The sequence below is a fragment of the Paucibacter sp. XJ19-41 genome, assembly GCF_028462495.1.
Lineage (GTDB): Bacteria > Pseudomonadota > Gammaproteobacteria > Burkholderiales > Burkholderiaceae_C > Roseateles_E.
The window spans coordinates 1-24,701 of sequence record NZ_JAQOWX010000010.1; the positions used below are offsets into that span (position 1 = coordinate 1).

General features: G+C 63.7%; 23 protein-coding genes. 4 read left to right on the forward strand and 19 right to left on the reverse strand.

The annotated features are described in order from the left end of the window. The 4 genes from PO768_RS04160 to PO768_RS04175 all read left to right on the forward strand — a co-directional run. On the forward strand, positions 1-2,174 hold a 2,174-nt coding region (locus tag PO768_RS04160), incomplete at its 5' end, for a DUF1800 family protein (RefSeq protein WP_272645025.1). Beyond that, positions 2,171-3,607, forward strand: coding sequence for a DUF1501 domain-containing protein (locus tag PO768_RS04165; RefSeq protein ID WP_272645026.1), 1,437 nt, complete (start codon positions 2,171-2,173; stop codon positions 3,605-3,607). The genes PO768_RS04160 and PO768_RS04165, both read left to right, overlap by 4 nt. 108 nt (positions 3,608-3,715) lie before the next feature. Then, entirely contained in the window at positions 3,716-3,940 is a 225-nt protein-coding gene (locus tag PO768_RS04170) for a hypothetical protein (RefSeq protein ID WP_272645027.1), read from the forward strand. After that, positions 3,937-5,559 (forward strand): glycoside hydrolase family 99-like domain-containing protein, encoded by a 1,623-nt coding sequence (locus PO768_RS04175; RefSeq protein WP_272645028.1) that lies wholly within the window; start codon positions 3,937-3,939, stop codon positions 5,557-5,559. Before PO768_RS04170 ends, PO768_RS04175 begins: the two co-directional genes overlap by 4 nt. An 18-nt stretch (positions 5,560-5,577) precedes the next feature. Here PO768_RS04175 and PO768_RS04180 read toward each other — a convergent pair whose 3' ends face one another. From PO768_RS04180 to PO768_RS04270, 19 genes are all read right to left on the reverse strand, one after another. Beyond that, positions 5,578-6,711, reverse strand: coding sequence for a DUF1972 domain-containing protein (locus PO768_RS04180; RefSeq protein WP_272645029.1), 1,134 nt, complete (start codon positions 6,709-6,711; stop codon positions 5,578-5,580). Next, a complete protein-coding gene (locus tag PO768_RS04185; protein WP_272645030.1) occupies positions 6,708-7,838 on the reverse strand; it encodes a glycosyltransferase family 4 protein in 1,131 nt (376 codons plus the stop codon). Before PO768_RS04185 ends, PO768_RS04180 begins: the two co-directional genes overlap by 4 nt. An 8-nt stretch (positions 7,839-7,846) precedes the next feature. Next, complete coding sequence (locus tag PO768_RS04190) at positions 7,847-9,058, reverse strand: glycosyltransferase (protein WP_272645031.1); 1,212 nt, start codon at positions 9,056-9,058, stop codon at positions 7,847-7,849. Positions 9,059-9,075: 17 nt separating this feature from the next. Next, entirely contained in the window at positions 9,076-10,110 is a 1,035-nt protein-coding gene (locus PO768_RS04195) for a glycosyltransferase family 2 protein (RefSeq protein WP_272645032.1), read from the reverse strand. A gap of 2 nt (positions 10,111-10,112) precedes the next feature. Next, entirely contained in the window at positions 10,113-11,198 is a 1,086-nt protein-coding gene (locus PO768_RS04200) for an acyltransferase family protein (RefSeq protein ID WP_272645033.1), read from the reverse strand. Between the two features lie 36 nt (positions 11,199-11,234). Continuing rightward, positions 11,235-12,683: an O-antigen ligase family protein gene (locus PO768_RS04205; protein ID WP_272645034.1), complete on the reverse strand. Its 1,449-nt coding sequence runs from the start codon at positions 12,681-12,683 to the stop codon at positions 11,235-11,237. Positions 12,684-12,685: 2 nt separating this feature from the next. Continuing rightward, positions 12,686-13,879: a polysaccharide pyruvyl transferase family protein gene (locus PO768_RS04210; RefSeq protein WP_272645035.1), complete on the reverse strand. Its 1,194-nt coding sequence runs from the start codon at positions 13,877-13,879 to the stop codon at positions 12,686-12,688. Beyond that, positions 13,876-15,108, reverse strand: coding sequence for a Coenzyme F420 hydrogenase/dehydrogenase, beta subunit C-terminal domain (locus PO768_RS04215; RefSeq protein ID WP_272645036.1), 1,233 nt, complete (start codon positions 15,106-15,108; stop codon positions 13,876-13,878). The genes PO768_RS04210 and PO768_RS04215 overlap by 4 nt, the downstream gene beginning before the upstream one ends. 27 nt (positions 15,109-15,135) lie before the next feature. Further along, on the reverse strand, positions 15,136-16,416 hold the full coding sequence (locus tag PO768_RS04220; RefSeq protein WP_272645037.1) for an oligosaccharide flippase family protein: 1,281 nt from the start codon (positions 16,414-16,416) through the stop codon (positions 15,136-15,138). 37 nt (positions 16,417-16,453) lie between these two features. Continuing rightward, the gene (gene epsI, locus PO768_RS04225) at positions 16,454-17,158 is read right to left on the reverse strand and encodes an exosortase-associated protein EpsI, B-type (protein ID WP_272645038.1); all 705 of its coding nucleotides are present in this window, start codon (positions 17,156-17,158) and stop codon (positions 16,454-16,456) included. Then, positions 17,155-18,039 (reverse strand): exosortase B, encoded by an 885-nt coding sequence (xrtB, locus tag PO768_RS04230; protein WP_272645039.1) that lies wholly within the window; start codon positions 18,037-18,039, stop codon positions 17,155-17,157. The genes epsI and xrtB overlap by 4 nt, the downstream gene beginning before the upstream one ends. Positions 18,040-18,049: 10 nt before the next feature. Continuing rightward, complete coding sequence (locus PO768_RS04235; RefSeq protein WP_272645040.1) at positions 18,050-18,949, reverse strand: polysaccharide biosynthesis tyrosine autokinase; 900 nt, start codon at positions 18,947-18,949, stop codon at positions 18,050-18,052. A gap of 4 nt (positions 18,950-18,953) precedes the next feature. After that, positions 18,954-20,384: a chain length determinant protein EpsF gene (gene epsF / locus PO768_RS04240; protein ID WP_272645041.1), complete on the reverse strand. Its 1,431-nt coding sequence runs from the start codon at positions 20,382-20,384 to the stop codon at positions 18,954-18,956. A 15-nt stretch (positions 20,385-20,399) separates the two neighbouring features. After that, positions 20,400-21,242, reverse strand: coding sequence for a polysaccharide export protein EpsE (gene epsE / locus PO768_RS04245; protein WP_272645042.1), 843 nt, complete (start codon positions 21,240-21,242; stop codon positions 20,400-20,402). Beyond that, positions 21,242-22,243, reverse strand: coding sequence for an EpsD family peptidyl-prolyl cis-trans isomerase (locus tag PO768_RS04250; RefSeq protein ID WP_272645043.1), 1,002 nt, complete (start codon positions 22,241-22,243; stop codon positions 21,242-21,244). The genes epsE and PO768_RS04250 overlap by 1 nt, the downstream gene beginning before the upstream one ends. Before the next feature lie 493 nt (positions 22,244-22,736). Then, positions 22,737-23,468: a bifunctional demethylmenaquinone methyltransferase/2-methoxy-6-polyprenyl-1,4-benzoquinol methylase UbiE gene (gene ubiE, locus PO768_RS04255; protein WP_272645044.1), complete on the reverse strand. Its 732-nt coding sequence runs from the start codon at positions 23,466-23,468 to the stop codon at positions 22,737-22,739. A 13-nt stretch (positions 23,469-23,481) separates the two neighbouring features. After that, the gene (locus tag PO768_RS04260) at positions 23,482-23,895 is read right to left on the reverse strand and encodes a gamma-butyrobetaine hydroxylase-like domain-containing protein (protein WP_137944098.1); all 414 of its coding nucleotides are present in this window, start codon (positions 23,893-23,895) and stop codon (positions 23,482-23,484) included. A gap of 56 nt (positions 23,896-23,951) precedes the next feature. After that, a complete protein-coding gene (locus PO768_RS04265; protein WP_272645045.1) occupies positions 23,952-24,323 on the reverse strand; it encodes a helix-turn-helix domain-containing protein in 372 nt (123 codons plus the stop codon). A gap of 27 nt (positions 24,324-24,350) precedes the next feature. Next, positions 24,351-24,653 carry a type II toxin-antitoxin system HigB family toxin gene (locus PO768_RS04270; protein ID WP_272645046.1) on the reverse strand — a complete coding sequence of 101 codons (303 nt, stop codon included), beginning with the start codon at positions 24,651-24,653 and terminating at the stop codon, positions 24,351-24,353. Positions 24,654-24,701: the final 48 nt, after the last annotated feature.

Below are 24,701 nucleotides of genomic sequence, written 5' to 3' on the forward strand. Positions count from 1 at the left end.
CTGGCAGCCAGGTCGCCGTGGCCTTCGCCAACCCCGGCAGCGCCGGAGGCATCGAGCGCCAGCTCAATGTCAGCTATCTGATCGCCGGCTCCACCTTCATCACCCCCTTCAGCGCCGGCGTCAGCTACACCGGCGGCAATCTGTCGGCCACCTGGCCCAACGCCAACCTGACCGACACGGTAACGGTGCGCGCCTATGCCAATGTGGCAGGCGGCGTGGGCGCCATGATGCAGTTGCGGGTGGATGGTGTGATCGTGGGTAGTGTGGAGGTGAGGAGCAGCACACCGGCCGACTATCGCTTTGCCGTACCGCGGCTCTCGGCCGGCAGCCGCATTGACCTCGTCTACACCAACGACGCCGCCGTCAACGGCGTGGACCGCAATCTGTTCGTGCAGTATGTGAACACCAGCAGCGGCCCCCTGGTCGCCTTTGCCAGCAATGTGGTGTTCGACGCCGGCGCCGGCGAGGCGGCGTTCGACGGCGCGTCCACCAGCGCGAGCAGCGGTGCCATGTACAACAACGGTGCGCTGCGCTTCACCGTGCCCGCTGCCAGCGGCAACGCCAGCGCAGCCGAACAGGCCGCCTCGCGTTTCCTGCAGCAGGCCAGCTTCGGCCCCACCTTGGGCGAGGTGCAACGCGTCGCCCAGATCGGCGCGCCTGCATGGCTGGATGAGCAGATCGCCCTGCCTTTCAACGCCGACATGGTGAACGCCGTGCAATCGCGCTACAACCTGGGCGATGCCTACCGCCCAGGCGGCGCCAACTACACGCCCGCCTGGGTGAGCCAGCGCTTCTGGGCCGCCGCAGCCACCAGCCCCGATCAGTTGCGCCGGCGCATGGGCTTCGCGTTGCACCAGATCCTAATGGTCTCGCAGGCCGACTCCAATCTCTACAACCATGCCCGCGCCTACGCGCAGTACGTCGACACCCTCAACCGCAACGCGTTGGGCAACTTCCGCACGTTGCTGGAGAACGTCACCCTCAGCCCGGCCATGGGCATCTACCTCTCACACATACGTAACCGGCCCGAGAGCGCGGCGTCCGGCCCCATGCCCGAAGAGAACATCGCCCGCGAGGTGATGCAGCGCATCACCATCGGCCTGCACGAGCTGAACATCGATGGTAGCCCCCGGATTGGCGCCGGCGGCCAGCCCATCGAGACCTACAGCAACGACGATGTGATGGCCATGTCCAAGGTGTTCACCGGCTGGAGTTGGGGCTTCCCCGAAGGCCAACTCACCGAGAACACCTTCCGCTACGGCAACCCCGACCTCAGCGCCGCCGGCGACCAGCGCATCGACACCCTGCCGATGAAGGCCTACCCCGGCCAGCACTCGAGCAGCGACAAGCGGCTATTCAGCGGCAAGCCGCAGGCGGTCGTGATTCCCGCCGGCAGCAGCGCCCAAGCCAGCCTGAAGCTGGCGCTGGACGCCCTGTTCAACCACCCCAACGTCGGCCCGTTCATCAGCCGCCAGCTGATCCAGCATCTCGTGAGCAGCCATCCCAGCCCGGCCTACGTGGCACGCGTGGCCGCCGTGTTCAACAACAACGGCAAGGGCATGCGGGGCGATCTGGCCGCCGTGGCCCGCGCCATCCTGCTGGACAGCGAAGCCGTCAACCCGCTGGCCGGCAGCGTGGGCAAGCTCCGAGAGCCGGTGCTGCGCGTGGCGCACTGGATGCGCAGCCTGCAGGCCACATCGGCCAGCGGTCAGTACACCATCGTCAGCGACCTCGACGCGCTGGCCCAGCGCCCGCTGTACGCCGGCTCGGTGTTTGGCTACTACCGGCCGGGTTATGTGCCGCCGAACACAGTGTTTTCGGCGGACAACATCACAGTGCCGCAAATGCAGATCGTCAATGAAGCCACCACCGCGCAATGGGTGAACCTGGCCGAACGCATGGCCGGCAACGGCCTGGGCTCTAACGGCTCGCAAAGCGATGTGGTCGCGCAGATGCAGGCGCTGGCCGATCTGGTCGCCACCGGTCAGGTGGCGGCGGTGATCGAGCGCCTGAACCTGTTGCTGTATGCCGGCCGCATGAGCAGCACGCTCAAGCAGGACCTGATGGACGCCATGGTCAGCGTGAGCGGTACCACCGCGTCCAGCCATCTCAACCGCGCCCGCGTCGCCGTGTTCCTGGCGCTGGCCTCACCCGAATACATGGTGCAACGATGACTAGCAAACCCTACCGCGCGGACGCCTCGCGCCGCAGCTTTCTTCGTGCCGTGAGCGGCCTGGCCGCCAGCGCGGCCATTCCCCAGCGTGGCTTGCCCCTGGTCAGCAGCCTGGCCAGCCTGGCCGCGCTGGCCAGCCAGAGCAGCCAGGCGGCCACCACCACCGGCTACAAGGCAATCGTGTGCCTGTATATGAACGGCGGCAGCGACACTCACAACTGGGTGGTACCGACCGACGCCTCGGGCTATGCCGAATACGCCGGGGCCCGGGGCGAGCTGGCCTGGGCAGCCAACCGTCTGCAAGGCATCACCGTCACCGGCCAGGCCAGCGGGCGCAGCTTCGGCATGCCGCTGGAACTCGCGTCACTGCGCGACCTGTACGAGGCCGGCCAGGCCGCGATCGTGGCCAATGTGGGCCCGCTGGTGCGGCCGATCACCAAGGCCGAGTACACCGCAGGCACGGGCGTACCCGCCAAGCTGTTCTCGCACAACGACCAGGCGTCCACCTGGCAAAGCCTGGCCCCCGAAGGCGCCCGCTCGGGCTGGGGTGGGCGCATGGGCGACATCCTGATGTCGGCCAACGCGCATCCGGTGTTCACCACCGTGTCGGCCAGCGGCAACGCCGTGTTCCTGTCGGGCAGCAATGTCAGCCAGTACCAGGTCGGCGTGGAAGGGCCGGTCTCGGCCAACGCCGTGGGTAGCACCGGCATCTTCGGTTCCACCAGCGCCGGCGGCGCCTTGCAGCGGGCCTACGCGGCCACCGCCACGGACCGCCTGCAGATGGAATATTCCCGCGTGATGCAGCGCAGCCTCAGCGCCAACGCCGCGCTCCAGGGGGCCCTGTCCGGTGTGAACGTGCCCGCCATCCCTGGCACCGTCATCTTGCCGGGCAATGCGACCGGCACCACGCTGGACAAGCTGAGCCTGGCCCGCCAACTGCGCATGGTGCTGCAGATCATTGCGGCCAACCAGGCCCTGGGCATGCAGCGCCAGGTATTCATGGTGCAGATGGGCGGTTTCGACACCCACGCCCACCAGATGCGCGACCAGCCCACACAAATGGCCCAGGTGGCTCAGTCGATCAGCTATTTCATGTCTGCGCTGAACAGCATGGGCCTGCAAAACAATATCACGCTGTTCACCGCGTCCGACTTCGGCCGCACGCTGCAGAGCAACGGTGACGGCAGCGATCACGGCTGGGGCAGCCACCACTTCGTGACCGGCGGTGCCGTCAAGGGCAAGAGGATCGTCGGCAACTTCCCCATCACCGGACTGGGCACCGACACCGACGTCGGCTCCGGCCGCCTACTCCCCACCCTCGGCGTCACCCAGCTCGCGAGCAGTCTGGCCGGCTGGATGGGGCTGAGCGTGGCGGAGCAACAGCTGGTGCTGCCCACGCTACCCAATTTCAGCGCCGGGCCTGTGCTCTTCTGAAGGTGGGTCGCTGCAACACAGCAAGGCTGGATTGCGCTCTCGTCGTATTCGCTCGCCGCAGCGGAGTCCGTCTGCGCCATCAACCAGCCCACGCAGGCCATCGTCTATGTGGACGAAGGCACGTTCCATACCGCCTACGCCGGCTTCAGTTCGGGTGACACGGCCGGCACCGCAATCACACCATCGAATGCCGGGCGAGAAGCGAGGTTGAATGTCGAGAGTTGCGGCGACACGCTGATCGCATCCAAGGAGCGAGGCCATGTGGCGACAATGCACAAGTTGCGCAGCCAATTGCATGGCGCCGGCATTCACAGCCCGAAGTCAAACACATGAAGCAGCTCCATACCAGCACCCGACATTTCCCGCGGATCAGCCTGATAGCCGCCTTCGCCTTGCTTGGAGGCAGCGGTAGTGGCGACGATGCCATCGCCAGCGTCACCACCCAGGGCACAGAGCCGAACAGCTCATTCATCGCCACAACCCCAGCCGCCTCAGTCGCCACCTCCGCTCCCATCCGTCCTACCGAAGCCGGCAGTTCACTGAAGTACGTCAAGGCAGAAGCAGCTACCGACACCAGCACCCTGGGCGCCAACGGATTCAACACGGCCCAGGCGGCTGTCAAATATGACGGGACCGTCTACGCCGAGGCGAACTCCGGCCGCGACATCGCCCAACCCCTGGCCGCCGCGACCGGCTCCTGCACGCTCAACGTCAGCAAGACCTTCGGTGACGCCTGCTACGCCGTGGCCAAGGCCACGCTCGCCAGCGGCGCCAGCGCCAGCTATGCCAATACCCGAGCTGGGTATCGCGGCAGCATCACCGCGAACTGCAACGCCGGCGTGGTCACTTGGTCCGCGCCGAACTGCACCTACATTGCCAGGGTGCCGCAGGCCACCGCCAATGCCGCCAATGCCGCCACCACCTCGGTTGAGACCAGAAATTCCTACAAGATCGGCACCTACTACTTCCCGGGCTGGAAAAACAACCAACTCGGCAACGCGCGTCCGCTGCCCTGGGAGTCCATCAAGGGCTACACCGACCGCGAGCCCATGCTCGGCTGGTACGCCGAAGACTCGCCTGGCATCATGACCCAGCAATTGAAGTGGATGCGCGAGTACGGAGTGGACTATGTCGTTTTTGACTTCCTCTGGAGCCGCAACAGTCAGCCCTTGTTGACTGCGGGCATCAACGCCTACATGGCAACCAGCACACGTTCCAATGTCGAGTTCGCCATCATGTGGGCCAACCACACCGACTACAAGTTCTCCCTCTCTCAGTTCCGCACGCTGTTTCGTTTTTGGGCAAAGACCTACTTCCTCAGGAGCGACTATTTGAAGGTTGATGGCAAGGCCGTGGTACATCTGTTCTCGGCCGACATATTCAACAAGAATGCCGCTGCAATAGGTATGACGCCTGCCGCCTTGATGGCCGTTGCCGATCAAATCTCCAAGGCTGAGGGCCAGGGCGGCGTCAGCTTCATCGGAGGCGTTGGCGGCGGCTCGCAAACCTTCGACTACTCAAGCACCAGCGGCTACGCCGGTTTTTCGGCCTACAACTTTCACAGCCCGGCAAGTATCGCCCTGGCGCCATATAGGCCTACCAATGTCTCGCGTAGCTACGCCGAGTTGGACCTGTCCTACCGCAACCAGTGGGACTGGATGCTCGCCAACTCAAGCGGCCTGTTTGTCATACCCATGAGTTCGGGTTGGGACAAGCGCCCTTGGGGCGGTAGCACCGACCATCTCCATGACGATAGCCGCGCCACGCCAGCTGAGTTTCGGGCCCACCTGCTCGCGGCACGCCAAAAGATGGACGAACAGCCGGCTAGGAGCCAGCGCATGGGCGTCATCTGCTGCTGGAACGAGTTCGGCGAGGGATCCTTCATCGAACCCACTAAGGTCGATCGCTTCCAGTACTTAGAACAGGTCCGCGACGTGTTCGGTGCAAACTGAGGGCGGCGGCGCGAGGACTCAGGCCTTGGGCAGATAGCGAGCCAGCATCTGCTCATACTCGCCCAGGACCTGCGGCCAGGTCAGCCCGCGCTCGAAGCGCGCCACACTGGCCTCGCCCATGGCATGAAAGGCCTGTGAGCCTTGTGGTTGGCCCAGCAGTTCGTCCAGCACCGCCGCAAACTGGTCGGCATTGCCGAAATAGCGCGCGCCCTCGCCCGCCACCCAGCGGTTAAAGCGGTTGTCATGAGCGATCACCGCATTGCCCGCCCCCAGAGCCTCCACCAGCGAAGGGTTGGTGCCACCCACCTGGTGGCCGTGCACATACGCCGCACTGTGGAAGCGCAGCGCCTGCACTACCGGTTTGTCGTAGATGGCGCCCAGGAAGCTCACCTCGTCGCTGGCGGCGGCCCTGACGGCACGGTGATAGGCATTGGCCTCGCTGTAGTTGCCCAGCACCGCAAGCCGCATGCCGCGCGGCTTGCGCGAGAAGCCGCTGACCACCTCCAGGATGGAGTTCTCGGGCTCGGGCCGCGCCACCAGGGTCAGGTATTGCCCGGGCTCCAGGCCCAGGGCGCGCACCGGCGCCTCGGGCATGCTGGTGATGCGGTCGGCGCCGTAGGCGATGGTGGTGACCTTGTTCGGATTCACCCGCGAGCTCAGGTGAACTTTGATCTCCGGATGGTCGGCGACCAGATGGTTGCCCAGCCAGCAGCCGGCCCAGTCATTCATCCAGAACCAAGTCTTGGCCACAGGCCCCCACTTGGCGCGTGACCACTCGATGCCGTCCATGTTGATGACGTTCGGGATGCCTTTCAGACGCAGCAGCGCGCAGAACACCGCCGTGTTGTAGCCCAGCGTGAGGCACAGGTCGCGGTGGCCCGCAGCATGGGCAGTGGCCTTCCAGTCGAACGCGATGGTGCTGCGCGGGCCGCTGCCCTCGACCGGGATGCGCACACGCTCCACGCCCTGCCAGCGGTCCTCGAATACCGGGCCAGCGCCCTCCTCCTGGCAATAGACGATGACGCGCCAGCCCTGCGCCACCAGATGCAGGGCCAGGTACTCGGCAAAGGTCTCGAAACCACCGTGGGCGGCCGGCACGCCGCGCGTGCCCAGGATTCGCAAGGTGCGCTTGTTGTCGGACACGTGAATCACGCTTTCTCGGAGAAGTGTTTTCGGTACGCGGCGGCCAGATGCTCGGCCGAGCGGCGCCAGGTGAAGACGTCGGCGCGGGCCAGGCCGCGCTGTACCAGTTGCGCGCGCAGCGCCGCATCCGCCAGCAGCCGCGACAGCGCCGCCTGCAGCGACTGCGGATCCAGCGGGTCGATCAACAGCCCGGCATCGCCGATGACCTCGGGGATGGCCGTCGAATCGGAGGTGATGACCGGCACGCCGCTGGCCAGCGCTTCCAGCGGCGGCATGCCGAAGCCCTCGGCGAACGAAGGGTAGACGAAGATCTGCGCATGCCGGTACAGGGCCGGCAACTCGCCGTCGCCCACATCGTCCAGCAGCAGCACCTGGCGGCCGGCAGGCATCTGCGCCAGCTCGGTCTCGAAGTCACCATAGCCGAAATCGCGCTGGCCCACGATCACCAGCGGCGGCGGTGTACCCGGCAGCAGCCGGTAGGCGCGCAGCAGGGCCGCATGGTTCTTGCGTGGCTCGATGCGGCCCACGGTCAGCAGATAGCCACCGGGCTGCAAGCCGCGGGCGCGCACCCGCTCGGCACCGGCTTCGCCCGGGAAAAAGACCTGACGATCCACCGCGTTGTGAAGCACCCCGATCTTTTCAGCCGGCACGCCATAGCGCTGCGCGATCTCGGCGCGCGAATAGTCGCTGACGGTGAAGAGCAGATCGGCAGCGCGGGCCGACCAGCGCATCAGCAAACGCGAGCGCAGTACGAAGAGCCGCCCGAAGAACTGCGGATAGGGCTCGAACAGCACGTCATGAATCGTCACCGCATTGCCGCGCGCCGGTTGCAGCGGCATCACATACTGCGTGTGCAGCAGATCCAGCTTCAGCGCGCGACGCTGGGCCGGCAACTGCAGGCCCAGGCGCTTCAGCGCGCCGGCATGGGGCATGTGCACGCGCTCGACATTGGGCTCAGAGAAGCCGGGCAGGCGGCCCAGCTCCGCCGTCTTTTCGAGCAGGAAGACGAACTGGAACTCAGGGCAAAGCCTTGTGAGCTCGCCGAAGATGCCGATCAGGTGGCTGCGCGAGCCCTGGAACTTGCCATCGAAAACGTGCAAATCCACACCGATGCGGGGGCGGGGGCGGCTGTTCATCGTTTGCATCAAGAGAGTACTGCCTTCGTTGGGACCCGGGGGGTCAGGTCATTCATCACCGCGAGCAAAGCCTCGGCCGAAAACAGCCGACGCGCCGCAGCCCGCTTTGCCGCCGGCGGCGCGGAGGCAGCCAGCGCCTGCGTGATCGCAAGGGCAAACGCCTGCGGCGTGGCCGCCACCGCAAAGCAGTCCTTGGCCGCCTCGGGCATGCCTTTGACCCCCACCGGCGTGCTGACCAGGGCTGCATCGGAGAAGAGCATCTCGACGCTCTTGAGATTGACGCCGCTGCCGGCCAGCATGGTGTTGACCAGCACGCGCGCGTCGCCGACCACCGCCGCCATATCGGGGGGGTTCTCGATCAAAGTGATGCGCGCATCGCTGGCCAGCAGCGCGCGCACGGCCTCAGTGGGCCGCGAGCCGGCCACCGCGATGCGCAGCTCCGCTTGCGGCAGCAGCGGCAGCACCTGCTGCACCAGCCAGCCCAGCGCCTCCACGTTGTTGGGCGTGTTGAGATTGCCGAAGTACAGCAAATCATGGGCCTTGTGTCCCGGCGCGCGGCTCAGACGCTCGGCAAAGCCGGCGTCCACCAGGGTCGGCACCCAGACGATCTGCCCGTGGCCCTGGCTTCGCCAGAAGGCCGCGTCCTCTTGCGAGATGTCCATCACCCGCTGCGAACGCGCGATCACCTCGCGCTCGAAGCGCTCCAGGCCGAGGCAGTTGGCCGCCAGGCCCAGGCGGCGCAGGCCGCGCTGCTCGCGCTGGCGCTGCTCGCTCATGTAGCGGTGCTCGACATTGTGCGAGCGGTAAATCAGCGGCACGGCCAGGCGCCGGGCCAGGTCCAGGGCCACGGCGCCGCCGTAAAGCCCGTCCAGCAGCACCGCATCAGGCGCGCAGGCGACGGCCCAGCCGGCCAGATCGCTGCCCCGCGAGGTAACCCAGCGCGACGCCACATGGCTGGGCCAGCGCCACAGCTGCAGCAGCCGGCCGGCCAGCTCGCCCGGCGAGCGGGTGATGGGCAGGATCTTGACGGCGCTGCAAACCGTGGCCAGATCGGCCAGCACGGCGGCTGAAGGCGGATCGACGCGGCCTGCATCGATCCAGCACAGCAGGGTCAGGTCATGCCCTGCCGACTTGAGCGCCTTCATGCGGCGCCACACATCGACACGGCCCCCGCTATTGGCCGGCAGCGGAACATCGTTGGCAATACAGAGAATGCGCATGGGGAGGACCTCCTGCCTCAAGCGCTGCGCGCGGCAGGCGCCACAGCGGCCGGACGCGGCAGTTGCAGCAGGCCGCGCAGCGCAGCCCTGGCCTGGGGCCAGCGCCGGCGCAGCAGCAGCTTGGCCACATCCAGCAGGCACCAACACAGCACGGTCGGCATGAACAGGCGATGAAACCACCAGGTAAAGCGCAGCCGGTTGCGGAACAGGTAGTACAGCGACAGTGGCGAGCCGCCGCTGGCGGCCGTGCCGATGGACGCCCCCTCTTTGTGGAAGACCAGGCTGGCCGGCGCATAGCCGAGCTTGAAGCCGGCCGCTGCGCCGCGCGTGGCCCAGTCAATCTCTTCGCAATAGAGAAAGTAGTCCTCGCGCATCAGGCCCACCCGCTCCAGGAAGGCACGGCTGGCCAGCATGGCCGCGCCCACCACATACGAAAACTGCAGCTCTAGCGCGCTCCCATTCGCCGGTACATCGGCCAGCGTTTTAAAGGCACCCACGTGCCGTGAGCGCCCGCTCCAGCGCGAGTAGATCGCGCCGCCGAAGGCCTGCACCATCTGCGGCTCATCGAAGTACAGGAGGGTCGAGCCGCACAGACCAATTTCCGGGTGGGCCGCCATGCGGTCCAGTGCAAGCTGTAAAGCATCAGGCTGGACGACGGTGTCGTTGTTGAGTACCCAGACATGCTGGCAGGCTGGATCGCGCAGCGCGAGGCGGATGCCAACGTTATTGCCAGCGGCGAAACCCAGATTGGCACCGTTCTCAATGAGAGCCAGACGCAGATCCGGGCCCAACTGCCCGCCAGCCTCAGCTTCGGCACGTGTCAGCGACCTACATTGCGCGCCGAAGCGCTGCTGGCCCCAGGCCCGCAACTGCGCCAGCGACTCATCACGCGAAGCGTTGTCACAGACCAGCACGCGACAGGGCGTGGCCCCTTCGGCAAAAAGGCTCTCCAGGCACTCGATCGTGTCGCGCCAGCCGTTCCAGTTTAAAAGTACAACCGCTACCAGCCCTCTAGCCCTGTCCGTATTCGCGCCGCAGCTCATCACGTCCATGGTTAGGTCCTCCCGCCAGTCACAAACGCTAACAAACGGGGCGCACGCTGAGAAAGCAATCGATAAGCCAGATCGACGCCAATCAGGATAACAAGCACGGGAAATGAATATGTCAACAAAATCATCCACGGCTCGGGAGCACTGCCCCAAATACCAAAGAAAAACTTCTTTAGCGCCAAGAGGGCCGGCTCATGAAGAGCAAACAAAAGGAATCCGGTTGGGGCTTGACGAAGAAGCCACTTAGAAGGCCGCTTAAACTGAAGTATCCAGTTAGAAGCAGAATACAGTGACATTACTCCCAGCAACAGAAAAAGTCGATGAATATAGTCATTCCAAGCGGAATATCGAAACGCGAGATCCATAACCATCAGGGCCAGCGTAGCCAATAACATGACCCACCCAGCATCACCAAATCGAATACGCGCACCTTCAATACTTATGTATCCTCCCAAGCAGAAGAAAAATACAGCGGCCATTGACGGAATATCAACAATCGACACCCCGAAGAACCAAGCAACGCCCAGAATTAGGATAAACAAGAAGTAGACAGCTTCAGACAGAAATACCAACGGCAAAGAAAGGAACACGCACAGGATCAAATCACGCATGAACCAGAACTGATACGCGATCGGTGAGCGAGTTACGCCAACCCACAAATCCACTAAAGAAGTCCAGGGCAAACTGGAAATTTCACCGACCCGACTTTGTGGGCCTATCGGAACAACACCTGTTTGCTGCCCCAAATAGAAAACGATTAATACCATTAGTCCCCAGAAAAGAAATGGCAGGACTAACGTTCGAACGCGCTTTCGCACTTGAGCTATCCACCCGTGGAAGCCACACCCATAACTGGCTCGAACAAAAAAATACCCTGCAAAGACAAAGAACGCAGGAACGCTAAGTCGCGAGACGACCTGGGAAATAAAGTACATGACTGCATCTGATACTTCACTGCGCCCCTGCAAAGATGAGAGACCTCCGCCGTACCGATTGACAGGATCATAGGCATGGACGAGAACGACTCCCACCATTAGCGGATAGCGAAGTATTTCGATCCATTCAAAATCTCTACCTCTATCTTTAGTCATATCAAGATTTGAAAGAGAAGGCGCCCCCGCACAACATCAGATAGAGTTGTACTTTGTTCTATATCTAGATTGACGAAGCGAATCATCACCAGGAATCGAATTTCCACTAACAAGAATAACGAGAAGTGCAGAGAGGAATATTATGCTAAAGGAATTCATTAATTCCGGCTGGGTAAAACAAAGCCCCAGCACTGCAGGCAGCGTTACAAGGGCGGCTGTTTTTAATGGCAGATCTTCAGCTTTTGTCGACCCTAGAGACCTATACCCCGCACGCCAAGACATAAAAATTAGCCACAAAATAGAAACTGTCGCCGGCAAGCCAACCTTCAATGCCATAAACAAATAACTATTGTGTACATAACGAGTGTGCTCCTCAAACAAACGCAATTCTGGAACCCATTTTCTATACTCCCCCCCAAGGCCAACCCCGAAAACTGGCGAGCTAGCAATTCGGCTAGATGCAGCCTCATTCTCCAATTTCCGCCAACCCAATGAGGTTCTATTTCCACCTTCGTCCGCGATGCTGAATATTCTTTCAGATATAGAATTTGCGATACTAGGCTTAAATATTGACAAACCAACGGTGCCGACGCCACCAATTATGGTCAAGGAGATTAGCATCAGTGTCGCTCGCTTGGCACCGACAAAGAACAGGCAAAGAAATAGGGCTGCTACTGACCAAATCCATAATGCTCTGCCGAAATTCACATAAAGAGCCAACAGTAATATAGAAATTATTGGCGCAGCCACAAACCACTTTTTTCGCCCATACGCGAACGCAACTATCACCCAGACAAGCGCTAGCATGACAAATATGAACCCAGGCATTTGAACTCGCGTCAATGCCGTCTGATAATCACCATTTGTTTCCAGCGCACCAACTCGGCCGCTGGCAATAACTTGAATGCCAGTTGCCCATTGAAATATTGCGAAGATAGAAACTAATGCGGCCACCGCAGCCAGGGTCCGTGCTAATTTCCGAAAACCGGCAGGTGTCGAATTCGTTAACCAATAGAGGGCCGGCAACCACAACCAATATAGAAAAGATCGCCCATCACGGTAGATGTACGGAACCTGGTTTCTGTAAAAAAGAAATGCAAGAACAAGAGATATTGAAGTTCCTGCTATAAAAATCAAAAATGGAACTAGATACTGTCGAGGTAAAAAAAACTTAGAACTTGTTGATACTATTTTCAAAGAAAATATTATCAACAAAACTACTGTCGCCAGATCTGCAATCTTCAAATCTGGGGACAGCAATGCAATAAGTAAATAGAAAAATAGACCAGCCCACGGGGAAAACCAGGCCAATAGCGGGAATACCGATGCCAGACACAATATAATTACATATTGCCACGGCAGAAATACACATATCAGCCCTAGGAAGGCAGCAAACAGCAGCAATCCCAACAATGCGGCAGCCTGCCCGATACCACCCATACTGGGCAATCGGCGCAGTTCTAGCGCAGGCGATTTGATTGCCATACTCAGCCTTTCACCAAGGCGCGCGCAAGCACGTCCTCGTAACGAGTAATCCGCTCCGCTACCAGTTGCAGCGCCACATCGACCTGCTGCTTCACTTGCTCACGCGCGCGCAGCGCGTCGTCGATTCGCTTGAGCACCTGCACCTGCGACTCGACCTTGCAGTCGGCCACATGCGCGTAACCCAGCGTGCCGAACAAGCCATTGAACTTGCGGCTGTAGGCCATCGGCACCACCGGCACGCCGGTCGAGAAGGCGGCGATACAGGCGTGCATGCGTGCGCCTGTGAAGAAATCCATGCCGGCGATATAGGACTTGGCTTCCGAGGGCCGGGTGAACACGGGCGAGAGGATCACGCCCGGGAACTCGGTAGCGAGGATCTTGGCGGCATGCACATCGTCTTCGATCGGCATGTGAGGCTCGATCACATGGCTGACCAGATGCACCTCAACCTCGGGGCGTGCACTCAGATCGGCCAGCAGCGCCCTCAGGGTGGCGGCGTAGTCGATGCTCAGACCGAACTGGTTGTTGCCGGTATAGCCGCCATTGAAGAGCAGGCCGGAAACGTTGATGCCAACGCGGACCCTGCCGTCCGCCGGCCGTGCCGGCCGGATGAAGGGCAGGCGGAAGGCCACGTCAATGGCCTCGTCCACATTGCCGCTGATGCCAAGCTGCTTCAGATAGGCGGTGGAAAGATTGTCGCGCGCGAACACGCGGGCACAGCGCCGCATCACCTGCTGGGCCAGGATGCGGGCGATGGCGCCATCGAAGGGGCCGATGGTCTGCGGCGACAGTATCAGTGGCTTGCCCAGCAAGCAGACGATGTTCTTGCTGAGCCAGTAAAACATGAAACGCTTGAGGCCATAGATGTCGGCGAAGCTGTCGCCCTCGCCGATGTCGAGCACCAGATCGCAGCGGCGCACGGCCTCGCGGAATTCCCTGCGGAAGACGCGGATGCGGGTGACCTCTAGTTCATGGCCAGCGGCTCGCAGTTCGGCGGCCAGTTCGGGCACGCCGGCGTCGCTGGTGCCCAGCACCACGAACCGCAGGGCCAGGCCCAGCTTTTCGGCAACGCCGCGCACGATGGCGATATTCGATTCGGTCAGGGCCCCCACGCCCAGATTGCCCGAGCCGAGCGAATGCCACATCAGGCCCACTGTCACGCGACGCTTCGGCGCTGACTTGTTGTTCGTGCTCACAACTGTTCTCCCTTGGCGCGGCGCAAAGTGCCCCACGCATTCCTCAACCATTCGATCTTGTTGGCTTGCAGCGCGGCCTTGAGCAGACCCATGCGACGGTAGCGCGGCGCATGGCGGCGCGCCAGCCAGGTGGCCAGCAGACGGCCCAGCACCATCTGCTTGCGGTTGACCTGGTAGGGCTGCATGCGGGCGATATCGGACACCGGCAGCTCGTCAGCCGACAGGGCGCCTGCGGCCATCGCCGCGCTGACCATAGCTTCGCCCCGGCGGGTGCGGCTGAGGATCAGGCTGCGGCCGTCGCGCTCGGCGAAGTCGGGGTAGCCGTCTTTGCCATACCAGGCATCGGCGCAGACGATGTCGGCGAACTCGCCGGTGCCGTCGGGGCAGATCTTGCAGCGGAACTGCAGATGCTTGTTCAGCACCGTGCCCCAGGAGCTGTTGTAATCGGTCTCGTAGACCTTGCCATCATGCGTGACGGCCTTGGCCATGCCGGGCCAGCCGTCGCCCCGGTAGCGGAAGCTCTTGAGCTGGCTGCGGTCGGCACCGAGCTTGTCGAGCAGTTCGTGAGTGCCCCTGATGCTGGGAATGCCGGCGCACATGAAGGAGATCATGCAGACCACCAGCCGGTCCACGCGCGCGTCATGCAGCGCATAGCGGCGCAGCGCGGCCACGTCGCAAGGCTTGCCGACGAAGGCAAAGCGCTCGCCACGCGCCAGCAGAGCGTCTAGCCCGGCCAGTGGCGCGGACGGTGCATAGCGCGAGCCGGCGGCGGCAAGCACTTCGGCGCGGCTGCGGCTGAGCCGCATCTCGTTGCGCAGCGGGTCTGCGTCGCTCACCGCGATCTGGGCCACGAAGTCGACCTGGGCGGTGTCCAGCAGCCAGCTCGCGATGGCGGAGATGCCGCCGCCGGACGAGCCCTGGCGCCGGATCTCGGGATCCAGCGAGTGACCGGCCCGCACGCCGACCAGCGGGCCCCACAAAGTATGTTGGGGCGCTGCGTCGGGCTGCGGCGCGTGGCCGACATGCATGCCGGGGCAGACATCGCGCAGCACGCGCGCCTGTTGCTCAGACAGCGCCGCACGGACATAGGGCCGCAAATAGCCGGCGCTGCTCAAACGCATCTGCACCACCGCCTCGCCCGCCACCGACTGGCATAGACCACAGCCGGCGCAAAGCCCGTTCTCGGCGACGGTCTGAATGATGGATGGGGTGGTGGCGGAAGCTGACATGGATGAACGGGGATTGCTGGGCACGGCCTAGAGCTTCGGCAGGTGCAGAAAGGGGATGAAGCTGGCGGCGGCGGCAGTCGCGATGGCGGGTTGCCGCCAGCCCAGACCGGAGAGCTGCAAGCCGCGCGCGATGTAGGCCAATGCCAGCAGAGCATTGCCTATCGTGAGGCACGCCAGCCAGCCCACCATGCCGTACTGCGGCACGGCCACCCAGCTCAGCGCGGCAACTACCAGCCACTGCACGACGTTGATCGCCGCACGGTAGTTCTGCTGACCGGCCGAGGTCAGCAGCACGCCCCAGGAGGCGGCAAAGAAACGCACGAAAAAGAGCAGGCCGAACCAGGGCAGCACGGCGGCCAGCGGTGCGTAATCGGCACCGAACAACAGCGCAACCAGAGGCTCGGCGAGCAAGGCCAGGGCCAGCCCGAAGGCGAGCCCGACGCTGACAAAGGCCCACTGGATACGCCCGGACTCGGCCCGGAAGCGCTGCTTGTCACCCGAGGTGGCGGCTGCTCTCGGCAGAAAGACGTTGGCAAGAATGCCCGCCGCTTGCGCTCCGCCATTGAACAGGCGCATGCCGGCCTGATAAAGGCCCACGGCCACCGGGCCGATGAAGTGGTTCAGCACCACGCTGTCGATCTGGCCGATCAGGCTCTGCAAACTGAAATCGATGGCGTAGGACTTGGTGCGCATCACGCAGGTCCAGGCCTTGGCCAGCGGCGCAGGCCGCATGCCCTTGAAGTAAGCGCGCTGAGCAAGGCTGGTAATGGCAAGCACGAGCAGACGGGACGCAAGAAACGCTCCCGCCGCGACAAGTGGCTCGGCGCGCCACCAGAGCGCCAGCGTCACGACGGCAAATTGGGCCAGCACCGCGATGGAGGCGATGCGGGTTTCCTCGGCAAAGCGGTTGGTGGCGCGGTAGCCGACGTTGTAGAACTCGGTCAGCGATTCGGCCAGCTGTGCGGCCAGTAGCAGCGCGAAGATCAGGCGCAAATCGGGGCTGACCCAGGGCAGGCTCGCCAGGGCCAGCAGCAGCACCAGTGCGGTCAGCAGCAGCTTGGCCGACAGCACCTCGGACATGATGCTGCGGGCCGAGGCCGGAACAGCGCCAATCTCACGCAGCAGGTAGGGTGCGAGGCCGTAGTTGGCGATCAGCGACAGCAGGGTGGCCACCGACAGCCACAGCATCAGCACCCCAAATTGCGCCGGCCCGAGCAGGCGCGCCATCACGACGAAGGTCAGCATCCCGAAACCGAGACGCAGGGCCGTGCTGGTGCCCATCAGGGCGAGGTTGCGAACAAGTGACATTCGTTGGCATATCTGCGGCGAACCGCCGGCATTCGATTCAGGACGACAGGCCGGAACCGGCCAGGCGCTGGCGCTGCTGCGGCGTCAGTGCGGCCAGCATCTGCGCGGCGAACTGATCCTGCAAGACAAAGGCGCCGACGCTGTCGCGGTCAATCGTGGACACGCGGAACAGCAGGCCGTCGGGGATCAGGTCGCGAAAGCCGTACTCCATCTCGGCGAACTTCTTGTTGATGCCGCCCCGCACCGCCTTCTCGCCAATCACGGTCCAGTAGGTGACAGGTTCGTAGCGCTGGTTGCCCAGCACCGTCTCGAGACGGCGCGCGGGGATCGCGGTGCCGGCGAGCTGCAGATCCACCGGCTTGTTGCTCTTGAGCTGGAAGCCCTGCGCGGGGTAGCAGATCTCGGGGTAGTGCATCTGCATGCTGTCGCGCTGGTCGTTGCCGTAAGCAATGCTCAGCATGATGCGCTGGCCACGGCTGTTGACATAGGTGCGCGAGAGGATCTGGCTGTAGAGCTGGTTCAGCAGCTCTTCCTGCTGCGGATTCACGACGCCGCCCACAATGGTGGTGTCCTGCTGCCAGTCGCCGAAGCGGCTGGGGATGATCTGCTCCAGCTCGAATTCGCCGTGCAGTGTGGCCATGCGGGTCGTGGGTGTGAGCTTCCAGCCGACGGCCGCCGCAGCGGCCATCAGCACCAGCGCCACGCTGGCTCGCCGGACCTGGCTTTTGGGCGTGTTGTTCATGATGTTGCTTGCTCCTTGCTCAGACGGCCGCTGCCAAAGCGCAGCAGGCTGTCGGTGGCGATGATGAGCATCAGTGCGCTCATGAACAGCACCATGCCGGCAAAGCCGTGCAGGAAGCCCTGGCCGGCTTCGTCGCCGAAGTGGTAGGTGATCAGGGTCAGCACCATCACGCGGATGACATTGGCCGCAAAGCTGATCGGCACGATCAGGATGGCCAGAGCCACATTGCGGAACAGCGAGGCGTAGCGGACGATGTTGAGGTACAGCAGGCCCAGCGCTTCGAGCGTGAACAGCGTGTGCAGACCGGCGCAGGCATCGGCCACCAGCAGCTGGTAGGGGCCGATCTGCAGGATCACGCCGGTGCGGCTGATCGGGTAGCCGACCGCGTGCAGGATGTTCTCGGCCACATAGGAGACGGCCATCTTCATCGGCTGGGTCAGCGCGTCCACCACGGCACCCGGCAGCGGGATCATGAAGAACATGAAGAAGATCGCGAAGCCGATGGCCTTGAGCTGGCGCGGGCCGCGCAGCAGCAGCACGATGCCGCACACCATCGCGATGGCCGAGCCGACCTCGAACAGCCAGATGCCCTGTGAGCGCCCGATGGCATAGGCCATGCCGCCCAGCACCAGCAGAATCCAGGCCAGCATGGGTTTCGGCGGCGAGCTGCTGACATCCATCAGCTCGCCCCATTTGCGGTAGATCAGCCAGATCGTGACACCCAGCACGATGGGACCATGACCTTGCTCATCGGTCGCCCAGAGGCCGTTGAACAGGCTCACCAGCGTGGGCCCATACATGGCCACCAGGCCGAGCCCGGCGATCAGCCAGGGCACCAAATGGGCGCGGCCTTTGTCGGCCGGTGCCAGTGCTGCGCTCATCGGGGTCACCTCAATACTCGTTCATGATGACCCCGGCCAGCTTGGCAGGGCTGTTCTTCAGGGTGGCGACCAGATCATGCACCGCGTTGACGCGCGTCGTGCCCTTGCGGGCCAGCGCCAGCGCAGCGCCACAGCGGGCGGCAATGACGGCATAGTCGGCGCCGTAGGTGGCGGCCGGCGTGTCCACGATGACGTAGTCGAATTTGGACACCAGCTCGCGCATCAGCAGGCCGAAGGCGGGACGCTCGACCAGCTCCATCGGATTAGGCGGCTGGGTGCCAACCGGCATCACGAAGAGGCTGGGCAGATCGGCCACCGGGCGTATCACATTGGCTTCGGAGCGGCCGGACAGGATGCCCGACAGGCCCGAGTTGTTCTCGATGCCGAAGACCGAATGCTGGCGCGGGTTGCGCATATCGGCGTCCACCAGCAAGGTGCGTCCGCCGAGCTGGCTGAAGGCAATCGCCATATTGGCGGCGAAGAAGGTCTTGCCATCGCCGCTGTCATGGCTGATCACGGCGATGGCGCGGCGCGGCTCATCGGCATTGAACAGCTGCATATTGATCTGGCTGCGCAGCACGCGGAAGGCCTCCGCCTGATGGCTGAAAGGCTTGTTGGCCAGCACCAGGTCCTCGCTGGGCAGCTTGCCGCCACCGGGCGCATAGGGGTAGTGGAACTGCTGGCTCAGGGCCCACAGCACGTCCTCGCCCTTGGCCAGACCCAGGGCCACGGCAGCCTCGCCGAACTTCAGGCCTTTGGCGCGCTGGTGCGCGAGGATGCGCTCGACCTGCTCGGCCGTGAGGTTGTTGGCCTCGGCAATGATGTGGCCGATGGAGCGGTCCTGCAGCGCCGGCTTGGCATCCTGCGCACCGCGCTCGCCATTCAAGGTCGAATCTTTGAAATTGGACATAGGTTCAGGCGGCTTTGGTGGGCGAGGCGATGTGGCCGATCAGGCGCTGATGCATTGCAGCATCCTTCTTCTTGCCGGCGGCGCTGTGGCTGTTGGGGCCGGGCAGCAGGCCGATCACGGGCAGGCCCAGCAGGCCTTCGATATCGTCGGTGTCGCGCACGCGGCGGTCGCGCAGTTCGGCCCCCAACCCGACGCCGGTGGCCAGCAGCAGGCCCACGAAGAGCGCCAGCACCGAGTTCAGCAGCACACGCGGAGATGAGGGCTCCAGCGGCGGCACGGCCGAATTCAGAAGGCTGACATTGCTGGAGGTGGCCTGGCTCTCAAGGCTGGTCTGGGTCAGGCGCTGCAGGATGGCGTCGTAGGCACGCTGGGCGTTCTCGACATCGCGCAGGATCAGGGCGCCCTCGTCGCGCACCTGCTTCATGCGCAGCACCTTGTTGCGCTGGGCTTCGAGCTCGGCGCGCGTCTGGGCCTCGCGCTGGCGGCTGATGCTGCCGCTGACGCCGACACCGGCGGACAGGCGCTTGATCTCGCTCTCGATGCGCTCGCGCAGTTCGGTGATGCTGGCCTTGAGCTCCACCACTTGCGGGTTGCGGTCACCCAGGCGGGCACTGAGTTCCTGCAGACGGGCTTCCTGGCGCGACAGGTCGGAGCGCAGCGAAGACACCACCGGGTTGCTGGTGATCTCCTGCATCTTGTCGGCGGAGCCGGCATTCGCCTGCGCCTGACGGCTGGTGGCCTCGCCGGCCAGCGACTGCAGGATCACCAATTGGCTGGACAGCTCGTTGAGGCGCTGGTTCTCGATGTCCATGCGCTCGTCGGTCATCACGACGCCGCTGTCGCGCTGAAAGGCGCTGAGCCGGTTCTGTGCCTGCTCCAGCGCGTCGCGCGCTTCCTTGGCCCGGTTGTCGAAGAAGGTGCTGTACTGCTTGGCCGGGTCAACGCGTAGATCGACTGCGGTGGCGATATAGGCCTGCACGAAGGCGTTGGCCAGGCCGGCCGCGAAACGCGGATCAGGGGCGCGGTAGGAGATGTTGATGACGCTGGATTCGCGCGAGGGCTTGACATCCAGATCCTTCTGGAACCGCTCAACCAGCCAGGTCTCGATATCGCCCTCGCCCTGGGTGGCATCCTGCCATTGCTCGCGGATCTGCGTGTTCTCGGTGAGCTTGAGCTCGCGCACCACACGGCGGGCGACCCGATCGCTTTGGATGATGTCCACCTGGGTGGCCATCACGGCAGGGTTGGTCATCGACTGGAAGGCAATCGCGGACAGCGGATCAGGCTTGGCGTCGATGACGACGCTGGCGGTTGCCGTGTATTGCTTGGGCAAGAGCAGGCTAATGACCACGGCCGGAATCACCACCGCCAGCAAGACGGCCAGGAACAGCCATTTGCGGGCGATGAGGATGGAGAGAAATTGTCTGAATGTCATTGCAATGGTCCTGCCTTAGAACAAGCTCTCGCGCACATACACCACGTCGCCATCCTTCAGCGCTTCATCCATCGCTGCTTGCAAGATCTGGACCTTGCCGTCGGCGCCCTTGCGGTGCACGCGGATGCCCTTCTCGGTGCCCCGCTGGGTCAGACCACCACCGGTGGCCAGGCTTTGCATCAGCGTCATGCCGCGCTCCAGGCGCATCGCGCCGGGGCGCTGCACCTCGCCGTAGATGTAGACCATGGGCGCGCGGTCGACCCACAGCACATCACCGTTCTGCACCAGGATGTCCTGGCTGCGGCCGCCGGGGGCGAACAGCGCGGGCAGATCGATCTCGGTGCGGAAGGCCTGGCCGTTGCGGGTGCCGCTCAGGATCACGATCTCGGCGCCGCTGGACGCCACACCGCCGGCATTGGCCAGCAGATCGGTCAGACGCATATCGGCCACTTCGATCGGGAAGCGGCCGGGGCGGTTGACCTGGCCCAGCACGCTGGCCTGGTTGCCCTTGACCTGCAGCACGACGATGGTGACCTGGGGCTGCTTGACGAAGTTGCCGCTCTTCAGCCCATCGGCGATCAGCTTCTCGGCCTGGGTGACCGAGAGGCCGCCGATCTTGATCGTGCCCAGCAGCGGGAAGCTCAGCACGCCGGCCTCGGAGACGCGGGTCTCCAGCGTCAGGTCGGGGTTCTGGTAGACGCTGATGCGCAGCACATCGCCGGAACCGAGCCGGTATTCAGCGGTGGCGGTGGCCGGCGCGGAGGCGCTGGTTTGGGCCGAGGCCGGGGCTGCGGCGCCGAGCAGGCCGGCAACGGCCAGGACGACGGCGAAAATTTGGGGCGAGCTGCGATACATCATTATTTGAGACCCATTCCCTTGGAGATGGCATTGGCGTCCAGGCCGCTGGCGGCAGGGGCGGCCGGGGCGGCAACCTCGGCAGCAGGTGCGGCGGGGCTTGGCGTCGTCACCGCAGCAGGAGTTGCAGCAGCGGGCGGCGTGCCTTCGGCGAACTTGCCGACATATTCGATCTTGGCGCCTTCGCGCATGGCCTTCATTTCCTTCACGACCAGCTCCGACTTGCGCTGGTTGCTGAGGAACTGCTCGATGGCCGGACGGGCGCGGGCCTCGTCGACCGGCTGGCTGCGCGAGCCCACCAGAAACAGCACCTGCAGGCCGTTGGGCGAGGCGGTGACGGCGGAGTCGCCGTCCTTCATGCGGGCGATGGCGTCCAGGCTGGCCAGCGGCAGCTGCTCGGCGGCACGCACGGCCTGGTTACCGGCAAAACGAATATCGCTTGCCTTCAGATACTCGGCAAACTCGGCCATATTCTTGGCCGCCTGCAATTTGGCGCGAATCTCGGGAATCTGCTCGGACTTGGCCTCGATAGCCAATTCCTGCAGGCTATATATACGGCGTTCCTTGAACAGCGCGGGTTTCTCGTTGTAATACTTTGAAACCTCCTCGGCCGTGGGTTTGGCCGCCCCTTCACCCAAGCGCTCGACATAGGCACGCGCGATGATTTCGCGCTTGGCGGCCTCGATCTGCTGGACCACGCGCGGGTCGCGGTCGAGCTTGAGGTCTTCGGCCTTCTGCACCGCCAGTTCCTGCTCGATCAGGCGCTCCAGCACCTGCTTGCTGGCCGCCTCGGCCTGCTCGGGCTTCAAGCCTTGCTGGCGCTGCAGCACGAAATTGATCTGATGAACGGTGATCTCTTCCTTGTTGACCTTGGCAGCCGTCTGCGAAGCCTTGTCCTTCTTGTCACCGCCGCCGCAGGCCGCCAGCAGCACAACCGCCACCGCTGTCAGGGCAATCGCGCTGGCGCGCATGCCGCTCAGACCGCGCGGCTGCTCTTGCTTCATCAGATTCATAGCTATGACTTTCTGTTTTTGACTCTCGGGTGAGAGCGTGCACCCCGGGGCTCTCCGACGGCGCTATGTTGCAGCGCACAATGGCGCCCGGTGGCAGTCGGCGAGTGTAACTTTGCAAAATGACAATTGACCCCCCCCTAAGGCGTGATCCGGTTCCATATTGCTACAGGAAACCTGTTCGATCGCGCCCTCCCGGACCGCAGTCCAGCCGTCGGGAACCCCTCGTCATTGTTTTGTGAAGCACCGGGAAAACCCGGAATTCCGGCCTCTCCGGCATATTGTTGACCGGTCGACTGAATGACTGATCCATTTAGTCACGCCGAGTTCCGGCCACCCCCGTGGATCGGGGGGTGGGTGATTTGCAGAAAGCTCGTCGGCCCGGAGGGTGGGCCGATTCAACTCAGCCTTGCAGGCCGCAGGCTTCGCGCGAGATGCGAAACGTTCTTAGGCAGGCGTCAGCGAGCCGGCTCGCTTCGACCCTGCCTCAGCACTTGATGCCGGCGTGCAGCGCGACGATGCCGGCGCGGAGGTGGTGCGGGGCCACATGACCAAAGCCGGCCGTCTTCATCATGGCCTTGAGCTCGGCCTGGGCCGGGTGCATGCGAATCGATTCGGCCAGGTAGCGGTAGCTCTCGGCATCGCCGGCAATCATCTGACCCAGCTTGGGCAGGATCTTGAAGGAGTACCAGTCATAAGGCTTTTGCAGCGGCGCTGCCACCTTGGAGAATTCCAGCACCAGCAGGCGCCCGCCGGGCTTGAGCACCCGGCACATCTCGGCCAGGGCCTGGTCCTTGTGGGTCATATTGCGCAGGCCGAAGGCCACGCTGACCAGATCAAAGCTCTCGTTCTTGTAGGGCAGTTTCTCGGCGTCGCAGAGATTGGTGGGCAGCACCAGGCCCTCATCGAGCAGGCGGTTGCGGCCCTGGCGCAGCATGGCCTCATTGATGTCGGTGTGCACCACCATGCCGGTCTCGCCGACCTTCTTGGCGAAGGCGCGCGACAGATCGCCGGTGCCGCCGGCGATGTCGAGCACGCGCTCGCCCGGCTTCAGATTGGCCACGGCCACCGTGTAAGCCTTCCAGGCCCGGTGCATGCCCATGGACATCAGGTCGTTCATCACGTCGTACTTGGAGGCGACGGAATCGAACACGCCGCGCACGCGGCTGGCCTTTTCGCGCTCGTCGACGGTCTGGAAGCCGAAGTGGGTGCTGCTCATAGGTACTTATTCCTCAATGCGACGAACAGGCGCTGCCGCCCTTGGCCGGCATGGCATCGTCGCGACCCTTGCCGGCAGCGGCCAGCTTGGCCTCGTAGTCGGCCCAGAGCCGGGCCTGCTCGGCGCCGAGCTGGTAGAGATAGTCCCAGGAGAACAGGCCGCTGTCATGGCCGTCGCTGAACTGCGGGCGGATCGCGTAGTGGCCGACCTGCTCCAGCGCCGTGATGCCCACCTCGCGCTTGCCGGTCTGCAGGGTTTCCTGGCCCGGGCCATGGCCCATCACCTCGGCCGAGGGGCTGTAGACGCGCATCAGCTCGAAGGGAATCGAGAAGCGCGCCCCGTCGGAGAAAGCGATCTCCAGCACCCGCGACTGCTGGTGCACGGTGATGTCGGTGGGTGTGGGGGAGTTGGGGGTGAGGCCGGCCATGGGTGAGACTGCTGCGCGAGCGAGGGCGCCAGTGTAGCCGGCATGAACTCGGTCGCTCAGGCTGGCGCCGACTCCCGGATCAGGCTCTCGGCCGGGATGCCCAGTCCCGCGTGCAGGCGCCGTATCATCACCAGAGTCAACGGGCGGCGCCGGTTCAGCACTTCGTAGACCCGGTTGCTGCGGCCAATCATCGGCTCCAGGTCGCGCGGGCTCAGGCCTTGCTGCTCCATGCGGAACTTGATGGCCTCGACCGGGTCCGGCGGCTCGATCGCATGATGCCGCGCCTCATAGGCCTGGATCAGGGTCAGCAGCACCTCGAAATAGGCGCCGGCCTCGCTGTCCGGGTCGGGCTCGTCATCGAAGAATGGCGCCACGGCGCGCAAGGCCTGTTCGTAGTCAGCCGGGGTGCGGATGGGTCGGATGTCCATGGTCTGCCTTTCTGGCGCGCTCTCTCTTCACTCGGTCTCGACGCTGGCGGCATCGATGGCGTCGTACTGCGCGTGGGTGCCGATGAACTTGATGTAGACCGCCTCATAGCGGTAGGCCACCGCAACCACCAGCCGGTACTGATTGCCCCTGATATTGAACACGACGCGTCGCCCTGCCAGAAAACTGGCACTGGCATAAGCTCGCTTGATATCTTGTGACGTCAGCCAGCGGGCCTTGCTGGCCTCGTCGAACCAAGCCCTCAGCGCCTGCTCGGCATCGGGATGACGCAGCCAGAAATCCCGCAGCTGCTTGACAGCGATGACGCGCATGGCCGGAGTTTAGTCCCAAAATGGGACCCAGCCCAAACAGCCCTGCCC

Coding starts and splice junctions, on each gene's coding strand:
- PO768_RS04165 (WP_272645026.1), top strand. CDS start 2,171: ATGACTAGCAAACCCTACCGCGCGGACGCCTCGCGCCGCAGCTTTCTT.
- PO768_RS04175 (WP_272645028.1), top strand. CDS start 3,937: ATGAAGCAGCTCCATACCAGCACCCGACATTTCCCGCGGATCAGCCTG.
- PO768_RS04185 (WP_272645030.1), bottom strand. CDS start 7,838: ATGAACAGCCGCCCCCGCCCCCGCATCGGTGTGGATTTGCACGTTTTC.
- PO768_RS04190 (WP_272645031.1), bottom strand. CDS start 9,058: ATGCGCATTCTCTGTATTGCCAACGATGTTCCGCTGCCGGCCAATAGC.
- PO768_RS04195 (WP_272645032.1), bottom strand. CDS start 10,110: ATGGACGTGATGAGCTGCGGCGCGAATACGGACAGGGCTAGAGGGCTG.
- PO768_RS04200 (WP_272645033.1), bottom strand. CDS start 11,198: ATGACTAAAGATAGAGGTAGAGATTTTGAATGGATCGAAATACTTCGC.
- PO768_RS04205 (WP_272645034.1), bottom strand. CDS start 12,683: ATGGCAATCAAATCGCCTGCGCTAGAACTGCGCCGATTGCCCAGTATG.
- PO768_RS04215 (WP_272645036.1), bottom strand. CDS start 15,108: ATGTCAGCTTCCGCCACCACCCCATCCATCATTCAGACCGTCGCCGAG.
- PO768_RS04220 (WP_272645037.1), bottom strand. CDS start 16,416: ATGTCACTTGTTCGCAACCTCGCCCTGATGGGCACCAGCACGGCCCTG.
- epsI (WP_272645038.1), bottom strand. CDS start 17,158: ATGAACAACACGCCCAAAAGCCAGGTCCGGCGAGCCAGCGTGGCGCTG.
- xrtB (WP_272645039.1), bottom strand. CDS start 18,039: ATGAGCGCAGCACTGGCACCGGCCGACAAAGGCCGCGCCCATTTGGTG.
- PO768_RS04235 (WP_272645040.1), bottom strand. CDS start 18,949: ATGTCCAATTTCAAAGATTCGACCTTGAATGGCGAGCGCGGTGCGCAG.
- epsF (WP_272645041.1), bottom strand. CDS start 20,384: ATGACATTCAGACAATTTCTCTCCATCCTCATCGCCCGCAAATGGCTG.
- epsE (WP_272645042.1), bottom strand. CDS start 21,242: ATGATGTATCGCAGCTCGCCCCAAATTTTCGCCGTCGTCCTGGCCGTT.
- PO768_RS04250 (WP_272645043.1), bottom strand. CDS start 22,243: ATGAAGCAAGAGCAGCCGCGCGGTCTGAGCGGCATGCGCGCCAGCGCG.
- ubiE (WP_272645044.1), bottom strand. CDS start 23,468: ATGAGCAGCACCCACTTCGGCTTCCAGACCGTCGACGAGCGCGAAAAG.
- PO768_RS04260 (WP_137944098.1), bottom strand. CDS start 23,895: ATGGCCGGCCTCACCCCCAACTCCCCCACACCCACCGACATCACCGTG.
- PO768_RS04265 (WP_272645045.1), bottom strand. CDS start 24,323: ATGGACATCCGACCCATCCGCACCCCGGCTGACTACGAACAGGCCTTG.
- PO768_RS04270 (WP_272645046.1), bottom strand. CDS start 24,653: ATGCGCGTCATCGCTGTCAAGCAGCTGCGGGATTTCTGGCTGCGTCAT.